We start from the raw sequence: 17,547 nt of genomic DNA, 5'->3' as shown, positions 1-17,547 counted from the left end.
CCATGGATAATCTTCAATTTGTCTGCAATTATAAAGATCGGGAGCCGCTAAGAAACAGCTTTTTCGCGCTGGCTGCTGATACGTTTGAACTTGAGCTGGAGCGCTGGTATGAGCAGGGCTTCTGGGGGGAACGGTACATTCCTTATTCTTACGCAGAGGGAAATCGGGTAATTGCTAATGTCTCGGTGAACCTGCTTGAGCTGATTATTAAGGGTGTGAAGTTCCGCGCCGTGCAGCTTGGGACGGTGATGACGCATCCTGACTACCGGGGACAGGGCCTGTCCGCCCGGCTGATGAACAAAGTGCTGGAGGATTACGGACAGCAGTGTGAATTCATGTATCTTTTTGCCAACGATACGGTATTGGACTTCTATCCGAAGTTTGGATTCCAGCCCGTGGAAGAGCAGATCTTCTCTATGAACTGCCCTCCCGCATCAGCCGGATCTGCCCGGTCTGCGGCAACCCGCAAGCTGGATCTGTCCATAAGTTGTGATCTGAGCCTGGTCGCCACCTTCGCAGCCCAGCGGCAGCCGGTATCTGAACGCCTCGGCGTGAGCGGCACCAATGGACTGCTGATGTTCTACTGCCTGAACGTCTTCAGCAGCAATCTATATTACCTGGAGGACGAGGAGGTCATCGCCATCTGCCGGCAAGAGAACGGCCGGTTAGAGATTTACGATCTGATCAGCACGAAGCCCGTCGCCGTCCGCGAAATCGCAATGAAGCTTACGGACAGCGTCACGAAGACTATAGTCTTCCACTTCACGCCAAGTGACGATGACCTTGAACTGGCGGGCAGCAGCTGCCCTAGCGGTTTGTTCGTGCGGAATCAGAGTAGACTGCAGTACCCTGCGAACGTCAAGCTTCCGGCAACATCCATCGCTTAAGCTAAGCCGTCATCACATAGGATTCAGAGTGTCATGAATTGCCCCTGCCGGGCCAGATAAGCTTCCTTCTCTTTGTAGTCCGGCATTACACTTCCCAGGCGGCGCCAGAAGGACCGGTCATGATTCATATGCAGCAGATGACAGAGCTCATGAATGATGACATAGTCGATCACCTCCGGCGGCGCCATGGCAAGGCGGTAGTTAAAGGTCAGTTTTTTATCAAAGCTGCAGCTCCCCCATTTGGTCCGCGATTCCACAATCTCGATACTCTTCGGCTTCACCTTCAGCTGGGCCTGATAACGGGTGATGCGCTCTGCAACGATTTTTTTCAGACTGGCTATATAGAACTTCTTCAGCGCAAGCTTCAGCTCCTCCGCATTCATACCGCCGGTCGCAATCAGCTCATGCAGCGCGTGCTCCTTCCCCAGATACAGGTATGTTTCTTCCCCCTGATACTCCTTGACCTTCGGCACCTGCCGGGCCGCCGCATTGCTGCGCAGCTTCTCCAGAATCTTCGGGCCGAGGCCTTCCACCGCACTGCGGATACTCTCTTCACTTGTTCCTGTAGGCACCTTAACGGTAATGAGATCTGATCCGTCAATCTGAACGGACATTTTCTTGCGCTTGGCATATTGAACATGGAGCGTAATCATCTGATCTTCGAGCTGAATCTGCATAGCCACCATCATTTCTGTAATTTCTAATACACCGGATACCCGGCTACAAACACTGCCAGATACAGCAGACTCCCCGCAATGAATAAGGAGGTAAGCGCGATATCCTTCCATTTCTTATCTTGTGTCAACACTACTGCCGCGAAGGCCAGCGGAAAAGCCACGGCGAAATAACGCGGAGCGGACAGCAGCCAGGTCGGACCCACAACGTAGACGAAATAGACGATTAAATACGCCATATACGCAGGATGAAGTCTCTTCGCGCTTTTGAACATCATCAAGAGCACCAGGAAGATACTAATCAGATTGGGCAGCCACAGCCCCAGGAAAGAACGGAAGTCTGCATCCTTGAAGGTATTCACGGCATACTCCATCTGATATCTCACCGTATCGAAAAAGAAGTAGAACTGCTGCGACCAATGCTCCCGCTGATAAATACTGAACTGGAACGCGTTGCCCGTAACATTGTAATTGATATAGAGATAAGCCAGCAGACCAAAGGACACTGTAGCCAGAGAGACCACTGCTTTGACCAGTCTGTTAATAAAAGCCTTCCGCTCCAGCTGTCTGTAGCCTGCTGCCAAATCCCGGGCAAATTCCACGGCAACCGGTATAGCCAGCAGTATCCCCGGAGAACGGGTGAAGCCGGCCAGCGCCGCACAGAGACAGCCGAGCAGCCAGCGCTTCTGGCGCACATAATACAATGCCATCAGGGAGAGCAGCAGGAACAGCGCCTCCGTCATGGGGATGAAGAAAAAGAACGCCGAAGGAAAGATGAAAATATATTTCACGACCCGCAGCGCATTGCTGCGTCCCATGTCCAGCCTGGCAAGCTCATAAGCGAACAACGCTGCAGCAAGGGTGCAAAGGTTAGCGGCTACAAAGCCGGCGACCATATAATTGCCTGTAAAAAACTGCGCCAGCTTAATAATGACTGGAAATAAAGGCAGGAACACAATGTGGAACCGGGAGTCTCCTTCCGTGACATACCCGTGCTCAGCGATCCCCAGATAAGACATGGCGTCTATTCCGCGAATATGCCAGGTATCGATAAAACGGGAGAATAAGCTTCCGGAAACCCCGTCTTTAAGCATCCAGAAGACATAGGCTATCAGAATGAGCAGCACACGGCTGGCCACCACCCAGAGCACAATCTTCCACCATGTCCGTTGCCGCTCCTCAGGCAGACTGTTGGTACGTACCGGCTCCTGCATATTCCATGAACTTATGTATCCGGTCAAAGCGGGAATGGCCCGCAGTCCCGTCCAGATAAACAGCCCCAGACAGACTAGCGAGGCAAGGGTGCCCATCAGGCTCCACGCATGCACGGACACCGCCCATATCCATACGGCCACTATCATTATAAGAATAAAGAGAGCTGAAACTGCTTTGTCGACCTTTTTCACCATAGCCTCCGGTTCCGCATCCATTGCGGCATTGATTAGGATTAGAATTATAATTACAATAATCAGTCTTTTTCTCATTTTCTTATAGAAGTGGCTTTTACACAATAATTAGTTTACGGCGGTATCAAAAGCAAAGAGGAGCGCTGCCCATAAACCCGGCAGCACTCCTCTTCATCTATTTCAAGTTTGTCCCTCCCGGCAGCCGGGGCTTCAGACTCTTATTTCGCTGTAACGCCGCCGTCTACCGGCAGTTCTACACCAGTGATATAAGCCGACTCATCGGAAGCGAGGAACAGCACGGCTTCCGCCACTTCGGAGGCACGGCCGACACGCGGCAGCGCCGTCTGGGACAGGAACCATTTCAGCCTTTGTTCGTCATTCACGAACTCAGCGCTCATTGGCGTTTCGATAAAGCCGGGATGCACAGAGTTGACCCGGATATTATCTTTGCCGAAATCAACAGCCGCCGCTTTGCTCAGCATGCGGACCCCGCCTTTGGAGGCTGTATAAGCGCCTGCGCCGCTGCTTCCGGTCAGACCTGCGATCGATGAAATATTGACAATTGAGCCTCCATTATTCTCCTGCATATGCGGAACCACATATTTCATCCCAAGGAAGGTGCTGGTCAGGTTAATGCTGATGACCTTGTTCCACTGCTCCATAGTTGTATCCAGAAGTCCGGTTGCAAGCGAAATTCCCGCATTGTTAACCAGCACGTCGATTTTGCCGTAAGTCTTCATCACTTCTTCGATCACATGGACCCATTGCTCTTCAGAGACCACATTATGAACATAAGCTGTAGCCTGACCGCCGTCAGCTTCAATTTCCTTCACTACAGCCTGCAGCGCAGCTTCATTAATATCGGTAACTGCAACCTTGGCACCCTCCCGCGCAAAAAGCAGTGCTTCTTCACGTCCCATGCCGCTGCCGGCTCCGGTAATAATGGCAACCTTATCCTTCAGTCGATTCATAGCTGTATCCCCTTCGTTGTGTAAATTAAAATGTGTGGTGATAGTTACACTATCACTGTGATATTTATCATATCACTTTGTGCGGATAAACTCAAACCCTCCTTGCTTAAAGAATAAGCACTAGCTATACTACTGGTAGTTCAAATACCGATAGTGAAAGGGTATAAGCTCTTATGGATCCCAAAACAAGATACGAGAAGGAACGCCTTGACGGCAAACAACAGCGCTTATCCCTGATTCTGGAAGCAGCAGAACGCGTATTTAATCAGAAGGGGATTGAGAAAACCACGATGCAGGATATTGCAACTGACGCGAATATCGGCATTGCTACCCTGTTCAGGTATTTCCCCAAGAAAGAAAAGCTGATTGTCGCCGTTGCTACCCGGCTGCTGGAGCCGATGCTGGAGCGGTTTGAATATGTGGCCGGATTGCCTGTGCCATGCCTGGACAAGCTTGAAGCATTATTCGATTTTTTCATTGAGGATCACTATAAATTAAGCACAACCTTCATGGTTGACTTCGAAAGCTACGCCGCCCATTTCCCGGAACCGCTGGAGGATATTCATCATTTCAATGCTCTGACCCGCCGAATTTCGCAGGTCTATTCCCGGATCATTCAGAATGGCATTGAGGACGGCTCGGTCCGCTCTGATCTCGAGGTGAGGGATACTTTAACTACATTAATTAATACGTTCGGCATTTTCTCGAAGAAGCTCTCGCTGCAGAAGAACATCCCTATGCTTGAAGCGGATCTTCCAACAGAGCTCCAGCTGGATATTCTCAAGCGGGTGTTTCTCGACTATCTGAAGCCCCCCGTATAGAGCACATATGCAGGGCAATGACTATTCCAGAGATACAAAAATAGGGGGTGACCCCGCAGCCAGTAGTGGATATGGCTGCGGGGGCACCCCCTTAATCTGCGGGACATCCTTAGGAAATCGCGGATTATCTATGAATTCGGAAGCAACGGGAAATGACAGGCCACCGGACGGCCTGGAACAACCTCTTCAAGCAGCGGCTCCACCTGGCGGCATTTGTCCTGGACAAACGGGCAGCGGGTATGGAACCGGCAGCCGGACGGCGGGTTAGCCGGGGATGGCACATCCCCCTCCAGCACAATGCGGTCCTGCTTACGTCTTGGTGTCGGCTTCGGAATCGCCGAGAGCAGGGCGGCTGTGTAAGGATGCAGCGGAGCTGCAAACAACTCCTCCGTCTCAGACACCTCCACCAGCTTGCCCAGATACATTACCCCGACGCGGTCCGAAATATGCCGGACCACATTCAGGCCGTGCGCAATGAACAGGAAGGTTAATCCGAGTTCTTTCTGCAGCTTCATGAGCAGGTTGATCACCTGGGATTGTACCGATACATCCAGAGCCGATACAGCCTCATCGGCAACGATAAACTGCGGATTCAGGGCAATCGCCCGGGCAATCCCGATCCGCTGGCGTTGTCCGCCGGAGAATTCATGCGGGTAACGGTTCCGGCGGCTGGCATCCAGCCCCACCAGTTCCATCAGCTCCACTACCCGGGCATCGATCTCTTTAGCCGACATGCTCCGGTGAATGCGCAGCGGCTCTCCGATAATATCCTTGACGAGGAACCGCGGATTCAGCGAGCCGAACGGATCCTGGAAGATAATCTGCATTTCTTCCCGGAGCTTCCGCATGTCACCGGAGCTCAGGGAATGGATATCCTTCCCCTTGAATAACACTTCTCCCCCTGTTGCACTCTGCAGCCGGAGCAGCACCCGGCCGAACGTGGATTTGCCGCAGCCGGATTCGCCGACCAGCCCGAAGGTCTCGCCTTTGCGGATGGATAAATTCACACCATCCACAGCCTTGACCTGTCCGACGGTGCGGTTAAGCAGACCCTTGGTGATCGGGAAATATTTCTTCACGTCCTTAACTTCCAGCAATATTTCCGAAGAAAACTTATGTTCTCTTACCGGTTGGGTTGCCGTTTCATTCATCATGCGCGTTTCACCTCATTGCTGTAATCTGCTTGCACCGGCTTATCCTTAAATAGCCAGCAGGCCGTCCGGTGATCGTCCGAGATCATGAAATCTGGCGGCTCCTGGTTCCTGCAGATATCCATGGCATGGGGACAGCGCGGATTAAAGCGGCAGCCGGAAGGCAGCTGGCCAATCGGAGGAATCGTCCCGAGAATGGTATACAGCTCGCCTCCCCGTCCGCCTTCAAACCCCGGAATCGACCGGAGCAGCCCGACCGTATATGGATGGCTCGGGTGGTCGAAAATCTCTTCGACCGTCCCCTCCTCCACGATGGCTCCGGCATACATAACAGCAATGCGGTCAGCCATCTCTGCCGCTACTCCCATATCATGGGTGATCAGCAGAATGGACATTCCGAGTTCGGACTGAAGCTTGCGCAGCAGATCCAGAATCTGAGCCTGCACCGTAACATCCAGTGCAGTTGTCGGCTCATCGGCGATGAGCAGTTCAGGATTACAAGCCAGCGCAATAGCAATGACGACGCGCTGGCACATCCCGCCGGACAGCTCATGCGGATACTGCTTGGCACGGATCTCCGGAGCCGGGATACCGACTAATTTGATCAGATCAACCGCCATCCGCATGGCTTCGGCATCACTCTTGTTCTGATGAAGCCGCAGGCTCTCCGCAATCTGTTCACCTACCGTAAATACCGGATTCAGCGACGACATCGGGTCCTGAAAGATCATGGCAATCTGATTCCCGCGGATTTCCCGCATCTCTTCCTGGCTCTTCGCCGCCAAATCCTGGCCGTGAAAATTAATACTGCCGTCAAGAATCATCCCTCCGGCATAATCAATCAACCGCATAATCGCGAGTGAGGTTACACTTTTACCGCTGCCGGATTCACCGACAATACAGACAGTCTGGCCTTTGTTCACAGAAATGGAGATGCCGTCGGTTGCTTTGAGAAGGCCCTTCTCGGTTGCAAAGCCGGCGGTCAGCTTCCGGATTTCGAGTAGTTTTTCCGCCATTGTTCCAGCCTCCTCCGGGATTTGGTCACTTGTTGTCTGGGATCTAGAGCATCCCGGATACCGTCGCCGATAAAGTTAACTGCCAGCACTACGAGCAGGATGCAGAAGCCCGGGTACACTGCCTGCATCGGGTCAACCAGCATGAATTCCTGAGCGTTGCTGAGCATTAGCCCCCAGCTTGTAGCCGGTGCCTGAATGCCGAGGCCCAGATACGACAACGCAGATTCACTCAGAATCGCACCGCCGACCATCAGGGTCGCATTTACGATAATCGGGAAGCTTGCATTACGGAGCAGATGCCGGAAAATGATGCCCCAGCTGGATACTCCAATCGCCCTGGCCGCCTCCACATATTGCATTTCACGCAGCTGCAGGAAGGTCCCCCGGACGAGCCGGGCAATACTCATCCAGCTCGTAAATGCCAGAATAAGAATCATGTATTTAATCTGTGTGCCGAACAGCGCCATAATCAGGATGTTCAGGAACAGGGTCGGCACAGAGTTCATCACGTCTACAATACGCATGAATACCGTATCCACAAACCCGCCGAAATACCCTGAAATCGCACCGATAACCGATCCCACAACTACGGAAACAAACGCAACGGAGAATCCGATAGCGAGTGAAACACGCGCACTGTACAGCAGTCTGCTGAGAATATCGCGGCCCAGCTCGTCTGTGCCCATAGGATGCCCTTCAGCCCCCGGCTTCAGATTGGCGAACATCAGATCAATCGTTTCCGGTTTATATTTGGTCAGCCACGGAGCGCAGAGTGCAATGAGCACAAATATAATAAGGACTACCAAACCGCCCATTGCGAACGGATTGCGCGAGAATTTCTTCCATAAAACACTCCAGGGACCCGGCGGCCGCTTGGAATCCACTACCGCAATCTCAGGGTCTGTCCCTCCGGGCATCGGATTCATGTCCGGGGTTCCAAACGACTTAGATACAGCCCCTTTGGTAAGCTCAGTATTCTCTGTATTCATGCCGTCTTGCCCCCTTGCTTACCGAGCTTCACCCGGGGATCAACTACGGCATACAGTATATCTGCCAGGAGATTGCCGATAACGACTATAACAGCCGTCACTATAGTAACAGCCATCAGTGCCGAATATTCGCGCGCACCTGCCATCTCAACAAACCAACGGCCCATTCCCGGCCAGTTGAATACATTCTCAGTTAAAGCGGCCCCTCCCACCAGTATGGGAAGATCAAGGCCGAGTATCGTAATAATCGGAATCAGTGCATTGCGCAGCGCATGGCGGAAGACCACCTTACGCTCTTTGACGCCCTTGGCACGTGCCGTACGGATATAATCCTGATCGAGCACTTCCAGCATACTTGCGCGCGCATATTTCATATAAGAGGCCAGGAAACCAAGTGCCAACACTGTTATTGGCAGCACCAGATGCATGAACAAATCGCCTATATTGCCTTCCTTGCCTCTGGTATACATGTCCGACAACGGAAACCAGTCCAGCTTCAGTGACAACCATTGCTGGAGGAGTATTCCGAACCAGAAGGTTGGCATTGCGAAGCCTAAGTAAGAAATGAATGAAGCCGTCTGGTCAGATAGACCATACACTTTGGTACTGTTATAGATTCCCCAAGGAATTGCGATCAGCAGTGATACCAGCCAAGCCGCACCCATCAGAATCACGGTATTACCAATACGCGGCCAGAGAAGATCGGATACCGCAATATGGTTCTTGAAGGTGTAACCCAAGTCTCCTTGCAGCAGGTCGCCGATCCAGCGCACATACTGTACCGGAACAGGCTGATCCAGCCCAAGGTTCTTGGCTTGCTGTTCAAATATTTCCGGGGATAAGCCCGGAGATAGCATGACTTGCGTTGGTCCGCCCGGAGCAGCATGGATGAGAAGAAAGGTCAGTATGGTAATCAGAAAGATGACCAATACCGATTGAAGCACGCGTCGTATCAGATATTCTGTCATGGGCTATCCTCCTAGAGATGGTAAGGCGATAGATTACGGAAGGCTCCCCCATTCATACAAAAGGGGGAGGTGAAAGAGAATTCTCTTTCACCTCCCGTAATTCTATTCAGTTTGTTCGGTTCGTTAGTCGGTTACCCACCATTTGATAGCGTGGAAGAACTGTCCATAGCCCAGTGACGGCTCAGGAGCATCTTCCTCTGCCCAGTGTACTCTAGGTCCTGTTCCGATAGCCTGACCATATTGATACAGGAATACATAAGGAAGGTCGGTAGAAATTTCTTTACCTACTTCTTTGTAGATCTCTTTACGTTTATCCTGGTCAACAGTGGAATAACCGTCCACCCACAGCTGATCCAGCTTCTCATTCTTATACCAGCCGCTGTTCTGGCCGGCAGGCGGGAAGTATTTGGAGGAGAAAATGCTCTCTGCATCCGGATCCGGTGTATTCAGAGACCATGCCAGCAGCAGGGCCTGGAATTTACCCGGTGTTACGTTCTGGTCAATCCAAGCTGCAAAGTCGATCGCCTTAGGTGTTACTTCGATACCAACATCCTTCAGGTTCTGCTGGATAACAGCGGCTACTTGCTCGCGGCGGCTGTTGCCGGCATTGTATTGCAGCTCGAAGGAGAAGCGGTGTCCGTCTTTAGTGAGAATACCGTCTTTGGCATCGGCAACCCATCCGTCTTCTGCCAGGAGCTTCTTGGCAGTTTCGGCGTTGTAGTCATAGTTCACAGCGGCATCACCCGGGTCAGCCCAAGTGTCCGGAAGGAATGGGGCATTCATCAGGGCGCCTACGCCTTTTAGAATATTGTCTACCATACCTTGACGGTTCAGTGCATGTGCAATTGCCTGTCTGGTCTTCTGTCCGGCGAAAAGGCCATAGTTATCAGGGAAGTTCTTGCCGTCGAAGTTAAACATTACATATTCATACTGTGCGCCCGGCTTCTGAATAATGTCGATATCGCCGTCAGCTTTAACGGCTTCAACCTGCGTTACCGGAATCGCACTGATATGGTCCGTGTCGCCCTTCATGATAGCCTGAACCTCAGTGTTCTGATCGGCGTAGATTTTGTAAACCACTTGAGCGATATGTGGCTTAACAGTACCCCAGTAGTTCGGATCGGCATCAAGGGTGTGGCTTTCGCCTTGTTTCCAGGCTGTCCATTTCCAAGGTCCGCTGGTTACGGTCTTGGCCGGGTCTGTACCGAAGGCATTGGTTTGGATTTCAGTCGGCTTTACATCCTTCAGAATGTGCGCTGGCACGATAGCCTGGCACAGGGCGTACAGGAACGGCGCATAGATTTGGGACAATGTGAATTTCACAGTCTGGTCATCGACCTTCTCAACGGTCTTCACCTTGTCAAATGCACTGGTCAGCGGTGAACCTGTCTCCGGATTTTTGCCGGTTTCGATTGTATACACCACATCATCGGCAGTGATCGGCTGGCCGTCACTCCATTTGATTGTATCTTTCAATTTCACGGTATAAGTCAGACCATCTTCAGAGATAACCGGAAGCTCTGCAGCCAGTGACCAAGGCTCCGGAGTTACGTTCCCTCCACGGTCCAGATCATACAAGGAGGCGAATACGAATTGGGCAATATCGCCTGAAGAGGTGTCATTGATTAAGAGAGGATTAATATTAACAATATCGGAGAATGTGCTGAGTACAATTGTTCCGCCGTCAACCGGTGCATCTGCGGCCGGTTCAGCTGTAGCATCAGGTGCTGCGCTCTCAGCGGCTGTTGTTGCTGCAGGAGCATTAGTTGGAGAACTTGCAGTGTTATTGGTGCTGCAACCCGTAAATAGAACCCCTACCAACGATACAACAAGTAAACTAGACCACCATTTTCTCTTTTTCGCCATTCCTTTTACTCCTCCTTAGTTAAGTGCGTGTAGTGAGCGTTACCCGGAACCACAGGTCCGGTTCGCCACCTTCTCTTCAAAGCTTCCGGGAGACTGGGTATTCTGGATGATTCTACCCCTGCCGCTATAATTCAGCTGACATCTGCAATTCATGTAATATAACATCACATGCAATGCCTATGACATTCAGAGATCAAATAGACCGCAGGTCAATTAGAGGCAGGGGCAACTTTCCCGGCTGGGAGTCTTAACAATTCCCTATAAATTATGGTTTATATTACATGTGAATATATCTTACGTCAATATATTTCTTTATCACTTTCATATCTTTTTTATGTGTACAAAAAATAATTCCTTCCAATATAGTAAAAGAAACTCACCTTAAACCTCTTTTCAAACTATTCAACTGTGTTTAATACGGTTAGTTTTCATGACTTAATGTTATCATTTTCGTGTTAATTCGACATCTTTCAGCATGATTATCATTTTTGCGAGCTTGGTCGCATAGTGATTTCTATATTTCAATACACAAAAAGGAAGAAAACCAGGCCAGGAGAACTCTTCCGGCAGCCTGTTTTTCTTCCTCATTTTTTTGCTCTTTTTATGTTTTTGACAAAATAGTGACTACGTTACTCCACCGATTTCAACGCTTCAATCATATGAATCCGCTTCAGCTTAAGGTGCATGAACGCCATTACAATCCCAGAGAACAGCACAGTCAGCAAGGCTGCGTACAGATAACTCTGCCATTTGATCAGCGGAGCGAACATCGTGGCATCCAGCTCAGCCGTTGACAGGACAAAGCCATGCAGCAGAATCCCCAGTGCACCGCCGAAGATGATCCCGAGCAGTGTTAAGAGAATATTCTCCCGGTATATATACATGGTGACTTCCTTATCATAGAAGCCCAGCACCTTAATCGTAGACAGCTCACGGACCCGTTCAGACACATTGATATTGGTCAGGTTATAGAGCACCACGAAGGCCAGCGCAGCAGCGGACACGATCAGTACTACTATAACAACGTCCATGCTCTTCATGGTTCCGTCAAAAGCTTCGCCCACCCCGCTGGAAAAGCTGACCAGCGCCACCTGGCCGTTGGCGGTTAATTTTTCCCCGAAGGTGTCTTCCCACTGCTTATCCTGCGCGCTGTAGTTCAGCAGCTGAGTGTTATAGACCGGCCCGCCGCCAAATACCTTGGCATAGTAAGCCGGCGTCATATACACATAATGCAGCACATAGTTCTCGGTAACCGCCGACACCTTGACCTGAAATTCCTCATTGTTGCTATCCAGAACAGTCAGGCTGTCTCCCGGAACCAGATCATACAGCTTGGCGAGCTTCTCGGTAATGATTGCGCCATCGTCTGTCAGCACCCGCGGTTCATCTGTTGTACGGTCCTTCAGTGTAACGAACGGAGCCAGTTTATCAGCATCTGCAGGGACAAAAATCCGCACCTCCTGATCGTTAACCCCTTTGGCCCGGGCAGTCATTGCTTCCTGAAGCACATCCAGCGTTCCCGTAACTGCGGACTCCTGTTTAATCAGTTCTGCGTAGGACGCCTTATCTTCGGCTGTTGCATTGTCATGCAGCGCAACCAGGGCGCTATATTTCATAATCCCGCCGAACTGCCGGTCGGCAATGCTGCCAATGGAATCCTTCAGTCCAAAACCGGTCAGAATAAGCGCAGTACAGCCCGCCACCCCGATTACCGTCATGAACATCCGCTGCTTGTAGCGGAACAGATTGCGGGCCGTCACCTTCTGCACGAAACTGAGCCGTTTCCACAAAAAGCTGAACCGTTCCAGCATAATGCGCTGTCCGCTCTTGGGGGCCTTGGGCCGCATCAGCACCGACGCATTGCTGCGCAGCTCCACCCGGGAAGCAATCATCGCCGTCATGGCTGTACATACCAGCGCTACTATTATGGAAATAATGGCGTAGGCGGGATAGAAGCTTTTGATCACGCCCGGCAGGTTATAGAGCTGGCTGTAGGCATTGTAGATAATGCCCGGAAATAAGGTAAAGCCGATCGCAAGGCCCGCAATGGATGCCGCCAGACTGGCGAGTGTGCCATACACCAGGAATTTGGTCATAATATCCATGGAACCATACCCCAGGGCCTTCAAAGTACCGATCTGCAGACGCTGCTCCTCAACCATACGGGTCATCGTCGTTAAGCTGACGAGTGCCGCAATCAGGAAAAAGAACACCGGAAACGCCGTGGCAATCGCCGACAGCCGGTCCGCATTATCCTTGTATTCGGCGTAACCCGGGTTAATCGTCCGGTCTGTCACATACACCTTCGGCAGCTCCAGCGGGTTCTGCGCTGCTGAGGCCTCCGCCTGCTGTTGCTGCGTTTGCTGTTGCTGCGCCTCGTCCATAGGCTGCTGGCCCGCAGCCAGCAGCTTTGCGGCTTCCGCTTTCAGCTCTTCCAGACGCTGCTGCGGGTAATCCTTCAGCGCTTCCTCGGTCTCCGGCAGATGCCGCTCGATGAGAGCATCATAAGCCGGAGTATAAGCTGTTTCTGCAGCCGTATCCGTGAAGCTGAGATAGGCCTCTGTGTACACCGGGAGGCTGAAGTCATCCTCCGGGATGACAGCAAACGCATCGGCTGTCCCTTTGCCGATCCGGCTCGTTCCTCGGGTCGACGTTTCAATATATTGCGGACTCTGCGCGAAGCCGACCACGGTATAGCTTAATGTCTGGAAGTTCCCCGCGAGATCATCCCCGGCCTCGCCGCTGAAAGTAATTGAATCTCCCAGCGAGAACTTCTCCTCCTGCAGCAGGTAGGCGTCAAGTACGATCTCCCCGGATGCCTCAGGCAGATGCCCGGAGGTAATCTTGTACCCGTTCAGTTCATTATCGTCAGCATAGGAATACACCTTAGCAATCAGTCCGCTCTCACCAAGAAACACATCCGAGCTGTACACAGGCTGAACACTCTGCACTCCGGGAATGTCCCGAAGATTATCAATACTCTTCTCTGTCAGCCCATAAGTGGACTGCACACGTAAATCCATCAGCCTATGATCCTTATAATAAGTCGCTGCGGTATCCAGCATATCCGGCCCCGCTGATTTGATCCCGGCAAAAAAACTTACCCCCAGCATAATAATCGCAAAAATCGAGAGAAACCTTGCTTTCGTATGACGGATTTCCCGAAAAACATCCTTCCATAATGCCCGTTTCTTCATGGCCTCCGGCTCCTTACCATTCGATATCTTCCACGGATACCGGTGTTGCGTTCCTCACCATTTTCCGTACCTTCGCGTTATTGATTTCAATAACCCGGTCCGCCATCGGTGCAATAGCCAAGTTATGCGTAATGACAATAACCGTGGTTCCGGTATTGCGGCAGGTATCCTGCAGCAGCTTCAGTACCTGTTTGCCGGTATTGTAATCGAGCGCACCAGTCGGCTCATCGCAGAGCAGCAGCTTCGGCTGTTTGGCCAGCGCTCTGGCAATGGCGACACGCTGCTGCTCCCCGCCGGACAGCTGGGCTGGAAAGTTATTCAGCCGCTCTCCAAGTCCTACATCCTCCAGCACCTTACGGGCATCCAGCGCACGCGGAGAGATCTGGGATGCCAGCTCAACATTCTCCAGCGTCGTCAGATTGGGTACAAGATTATAGAACTGGAATACAAAACCCACGTCATTACGGCGGTAGCCGGTCAATTCTTTGGCGCTGAAACGAGCGATGTCGGTACCGTCCACAATGACCTGGCCTTCGTCGGCGGAATCCATCCCGCCCAGTATGTTAAGCACCGTCGATTTCCCCGCTCCGCTGGGACCTACAATCACAGCGAACTCGCCCTGTTCAATTTCAAAATCAATTCCGTCATTGGCTACAATCAGGGTCTCCCCCATCTTATACCGCTTATATTCGCCTTTCACAGTAACAAACGCCATGCCATCTCCTCCTGTCTTCTCCACAAACCGCCTTTGCTTGGGCATACATGCCGGCAATGCAGCCCTGCTCTCAAGTTTAGCACAAGAGCCCCCTATAAATACAAAAGCGGGATTATGCGGCAACCCCCTGCCCCGTTCCTCGCGGAATAACGGAATCAGAACAAAATCACCCTAACGGCTGAATTAGGCTGGAGCTTATGCGGTTATGCGGGCTGTGCAGCTTATGTAGATATAAAGGCCACTCCTCATTTCCGCCTTCCGCCCACTTTCGGCGGATTCAGGGGCGCTAATGCTCTTCATTTTCTCCTTTTGCCCGCCCTCGGTGAAATCAGGGGCACTAATGCTCCTCATTTCCTCCTTTTGCCTGCATTCGATGAAATCAGGGGCACTAATGCTCCTCATTTTCTCCTTTTGCCCACACTCGGTCAAATCAGGGGCACTTTTGCTCCTCATTTCCGCCTCCCGCCCACTTTCGGCCGATTTAGAGGGATTTATCCCTTTGATTTTCCCGTACTGCCCACTTCCGGCGGGATTAGAGGGATTTATCCCTTTGATTTTCCCGTATCGCCCGCTTTCGGCGGGATTAGAGGGATTTATCCCTTTGATTTTCCCGTACCGCCCACTTACGGCGGGATTAGAGGGATTTATCCCTTTGATTTTCCCCTACCGCCCACTTTTGGCGGATTTAGAGGGACTTATCCCTTTGATTTTCCCGTACCGCCCGCTTTCGGTGGGATTAGAGGGATTTATCCCTTTGATTTCCCCAGGCCGCCCACTTCCGGACTTTCGGCGGATTCACTGGGAATCCTGCTATAAGAACACATTCGTCCGTCAGACGAATCTGCTCCTAATCCGACTTTATCCACTACAGACAAATATCATAATTCCCAATATAACAAAAAACCTCCTTGCGGAGGTTTGAGCTTATACGCTGATTTAAGGTGTCGGCATACCGCCGTTAGCATTCAAAGTCTCGCCGCTGACATAACTGGATTCCTGGCTGGCCAGAAATACATAGGCCGGGGCCATTTCAGCCGGTTGGCCGGGACGGCCGAGTGGTGTTTTGGCTCCGAAATCCTTCAGCGCTTCCTGCGGCTGTCCGCCGCTTACCTGAAGCGGAGTCCATACAGGTCCAGGTGCCACAACATTAACCCGGATTCCCTTGGCGGCTACCTGCTGAGCCAGCGATTTGCTGAAGGTGTTGATTGCGCTTTTGGTGGTGGCATAATCCAGCAGAATCGGCGCAGGCTCATAAGCCTGAATGGAAGCAGTGTTAATGATCGTACTGCCCGGCTTCATATGCTTCACCGCCGCTTTACAGAGCCAGAACAGCGCATATACATTGGTCTTGAAGGTTGCATCGAATTGCTCGGTGGTCAAATCAGCGATATCCGGTACAAACTGCTGCTTGCCCGCGATATTGGCCAGGATATCAATCCCGCCCAGTTCTTCCACGGCCTTCTCAATCAGTTGTTCACAGTACTTCTCGTCCTTCAGATCGCCTGGCACGGCAACGGCTTTGCGGCCGGCTTCCTCCACCAGCTGGACAACTTCCTTCGCGTCAGCTTCTTCCTCCGGCAGATAGGCAAGAACCACATCAGCCCCTTCACGGGCAAAAGCAATGGCTACCGCCCGCCCGATTCCGCTGTCCGCTCCGGTTACAACGGCCTTGCGGCCGGTAAGCCGTCCGCTGCCGCGGTACGTTCCCGCCCCGTCATCGGGACGCGGGTGCATCTTCTTCTCCAGGCCGGGACTCGGCTGCTGCTGTTCAAACTCCGGCGTAGCTTTTTCATATTGCTTCGCAGGGTCCTGAATCGTATACTGATCGCTCATTGTGTATTCCTCCTCTGTAGGCTTCTGACTCTTTCTATGTAACCAGCTTCCCATTTTCCTAAACGAATTATGTATGACAAGGGATATGAAAAAGCCCCCTACTAAATAAGCAAGAGGCTTAACACTTTCCATTCAACCCTTCTTAAAACTCTTCGTACACCGCAGGGTCCTGATCCCACAGCGGGCCGGTTGTCGGAATATCCGAGATTAGCTTCATCTCTTCATCGGACAGCGTAAAGTCGAAAATATTAATATTCTCCCGCTGATGCTCTTCCGAAGAGGATCGCGGAATCGGAACAGCACCCAGCTGAACATGCCAGCGCAGAACAATCTGTGAGATGGATTTATGATGGGCGGCGGCAATTGCGCCGAGCTGTTCATTCTTCAGCAGCTCCGTGCCGCGTCCCAGCGGACTCCAGGATTCTGTAATAATCCCGTGTTTCCCGTGGTAAGCACGCTGCTCTGCCTGATTGTAATACGGATGCAGCTCAATCTGATTGATGCTCGGTGCTACGCCAGTTTCCTGAACCAGACGGTCCAGATGCTCCGGCAGGAAATTACTTACCCCTATAGAGCGGATCAGCCCCTGCTTCCGGGCATCGATAAGTGCCTGCCATGCTTCTACATACAGGTTCACCTTCGGATTCGGCCAATGGATCAGATACAGATCATAATAATCCAGCCCTGCCCGGTACAGCGATTCCTGAACGGTCACGATCGCCTCATCATACTTGTGGTGACGTCCCGGCAGCTTGGAGGTAATGAACAGCTGGTCTCTGGGCACTCCGCCCTGCCGCACCGCTTCCCCGACAACGCCTTCGTTCTCATAGTTAAATGCTGAATCAATCAGGCGATAGCCCAAATCAAGGGCAGTCTTCAGATGCTGTACTCCCTCCGTGCCTTTAATCCACGCCGTTCCAAAGCCAATCGCAGGCACTTTCAATCCGTCGTTCAACACTACTTCTGGAATGTGATTTGCCATGATGATGCAGCCTCCCTATTAAGATAGTTGCTTACATTATCGCAGAGAATGAGGGTAATATCAAAAAGCCC

General features: G+C 51.7%; 14 protein-coding genes. 2 read left to right on the top strand and 12 right to left on the bottom strand.

Annotation, left to right across the window (positions count from 1 at the left end; all coding sequences use genetic code 11):
- The first annotated feature begins 2 nt into the window (after window positions 1–2).
- A complete protein-coding gene (locus NSQ73_RS34470) occupies window positions 3–887 on the top strand; it encodes a GNAT family N-acetyltransferase (RefSeq protein WP_340990681.1) in 885 nt (294 codons plus the stop codon).
- Between the two features lie 23 nt (window positions 888–910).
- Here the strand turns inward: NSQ73_RS34470 and NSQ73_RS34465 are convergent, their stop codons facing one another.
- The 3 genes from NSQ73_RS34465 to NSQ73_RS34455 form a co-directional block, all read right to left on the bottom strand.
- Window positions 911–1,564, bottom strand: coding sequence for a M48 family metallopeptidase (locus tag NSQ73_RS34465; RefSeq protein ID WP_340990732.1), 654 nt, complete (start codon window positions 1,562–1,564; stop codon window positions 911–913).
- A gap of 23 nt (window positions 1,565–1,587) precedes the next feature.
- Window positions 1,588–3,045: a hypothetical protein gene (locus NSQ73_RS34460; protein WP_340990678.1), complete on the bottom strand. Its 1,458-nt coding sequence runs from the start codon at window positions 3,043–3,045 to the stop codon at window positions 1,588–1,590.
- Window positions 3,046–3,185: 140 nt separating this feature from the next.
- Entirely contained in the window at window positions 3,186–3,938 is a 753-nt protein-coding gene (locus NSQ73_RS34455; RefSeq protein WP_340990676.1) for an SDR family NAD(P)-dependent oxidoreductase, read from the bottom strand.
- 173 nt (window positions 3,939–4,111) lie between these two features.
- On the opposite strand from NSQ73_RS34455, the gene NSQ73_RS34450 reads away from it, so the two are divergent.
- Window positions 4,112–4,759: a TetR/AcrR family transcriptional regulator gene (locus NSQ73_RS34450; protein WP_340990674.1), complete on the top strand. Its 648-nt coding sequence runs from the start codon at window positions 4,112–4,114 to the stop codon at window positions 4,757–4,759.
- A 128-nt stretch (window positions 4,760–4,887) separates the two neighbouring features.
- On the opposite strand, the gene NSQ73_RS34445 is transcribed toward NSQ73_RS34450, so the two are convergent.
- The 9 genes from NSQ73_RS34445 to NSQ73_RS34405 all read right to left on the bottom strand — a co-directional run bounded on the left by NSQ73_RS34445 (window position 4,888) and on the right by NSQ73_RS34405 (window position 17,476).
- On the bottom strand, window positions 4,888–5,913 hold the full coding sequence (locus NSQ73_RS34445; RefSeq protein WP_340990672.1) for an ABC transporter ATP-binding protein: 1,026 nt from the start codon (window positions 5,911–5,913) through the stop codon (window positions 4,888–4,890).
- The gene (locus tag NSQ73_RS34440) at window positions 5,910–6,926 is read right to left on the bottom strand and encodes an ABC transporter ATP-binding protein (RefSeq protein ID WP_340990670.1); all 1,017 of its coding nucleotides are present in this window, start codon (window positions 6,924–6,926) and stop codon (window positions 5,910–5,912) included. The genes NSQ73_RS34445 and NSQ73_RS34440 overlap by 4 nt, the downstream gene beginning before the upstream one ends.
- Window positions 6,893–7,852 (bottom strand): ABC transporter permease, encoded by a 960-nt coding sequence (locus NSQ73_RS34435; protein ID WP_171717896.1) that lies wholly within the window; start codon window positions 7,850–7,852, stop codon window positions 6,893–6,895. Before NSQ73_RS34435 ends, NSQ73_RS34440 begins: the two co-directional genes overlap by 34 nt.
- Window positions 7,853–7,911: 59 nt before the next feature.
- The gene (locus NSQ73_RS34430; RefSeq protein ID WP_039306525.1) at window positions 7,912–8,883 is read right to left on the bottom strand and encodes an ABC transporter permease; all 972 of its coding nucleotides are present in this window, start codon (window positions 8,881–8,883) and stop codon (window positions 7,912–7,914) included.
- Between the two features lie 123 nt (window positions 8,884–9,006).
- Complete coding sequence (locus tag NSQ73_RS34425; protein ID WP_042133640.1) at window positions 9,007–10,749, bottom strand: peptide-binding protein; 1,743 nt, start codon at window positions 10,747–10,749, stop codon at window positions 9,007–9,009.
- A 629-nt stretch (window positions 10,750–11,378) separates the two neighbouring features.
- Window positions 11,379–13,946 (bottom strand): ABC transporter permease, encoded by a 2,568-nt coding sequence (locus tag NSQ73_RS34420; protein ID WP_340990669.1) that lies wholly within the window; start codon window positions 13,944–13,946, stop codon window positions 11,379–11,381.
- Window positions 13,947–13,959: 13 nt separating this feature from the next.
- Window positions 13,960–14,661, bottom strand: coding sequence for an ABC transporter ATP-binding protein (locus NSQ73_RS34415; RefSeq protein WP_042133636.1), 702 nt, complete (start codon window positions 14,659–14,661; stop codon window positions 13,960–13,962).
- 936 nt (window positions 14,662–15,597) lie between these two features.
- Window positions 15,598–16,494 (bottom strand): SDR family oxidoreductase, encoded by an 897-nt coding sequence (locus tag NSQ73_RS34410; RefSeq protein WP_076247963.1) that lies wholly within the window; start codon window positions 16,492–16,494, stop codon window positions 15,598–15,600.
- Between the two features lie 142 nt (window positions 16,495–16,636).
- Window positions 16,637–17,476 carry an aldo/keto reductase gene (locus NSQ73_RS34405; RefSeq protein ID WP_340990668.1) on the bottom strand — a complete coding sequence of 280 codons (840 nt, stop codon included), beginning with the start codon at window positions 17,474–17,476 and terminating at the stop codon, window positions 16,637–16,639.
- Between the last annotated feature and the right edge of the window lie 71 nt (window positions 17,477–17,547).

It is taken from the genome of Paenibacillus sp. FSL R10-2736, from assembly GCF_038000245.1.
Taxonomy (GTDB): domain Bacteria; phylum Bacillota; class Bacilli; order Paenibacillales; family Paenibacillaceae; genus Paenibacillus_AQ; species Paenibacillus_AQ phytohabitans.
The sequence above is the reverse complement of the archived record's forward strand: the minus strand, read 5'-3'. Positions and strand labels throughout refer to the sequence as shown.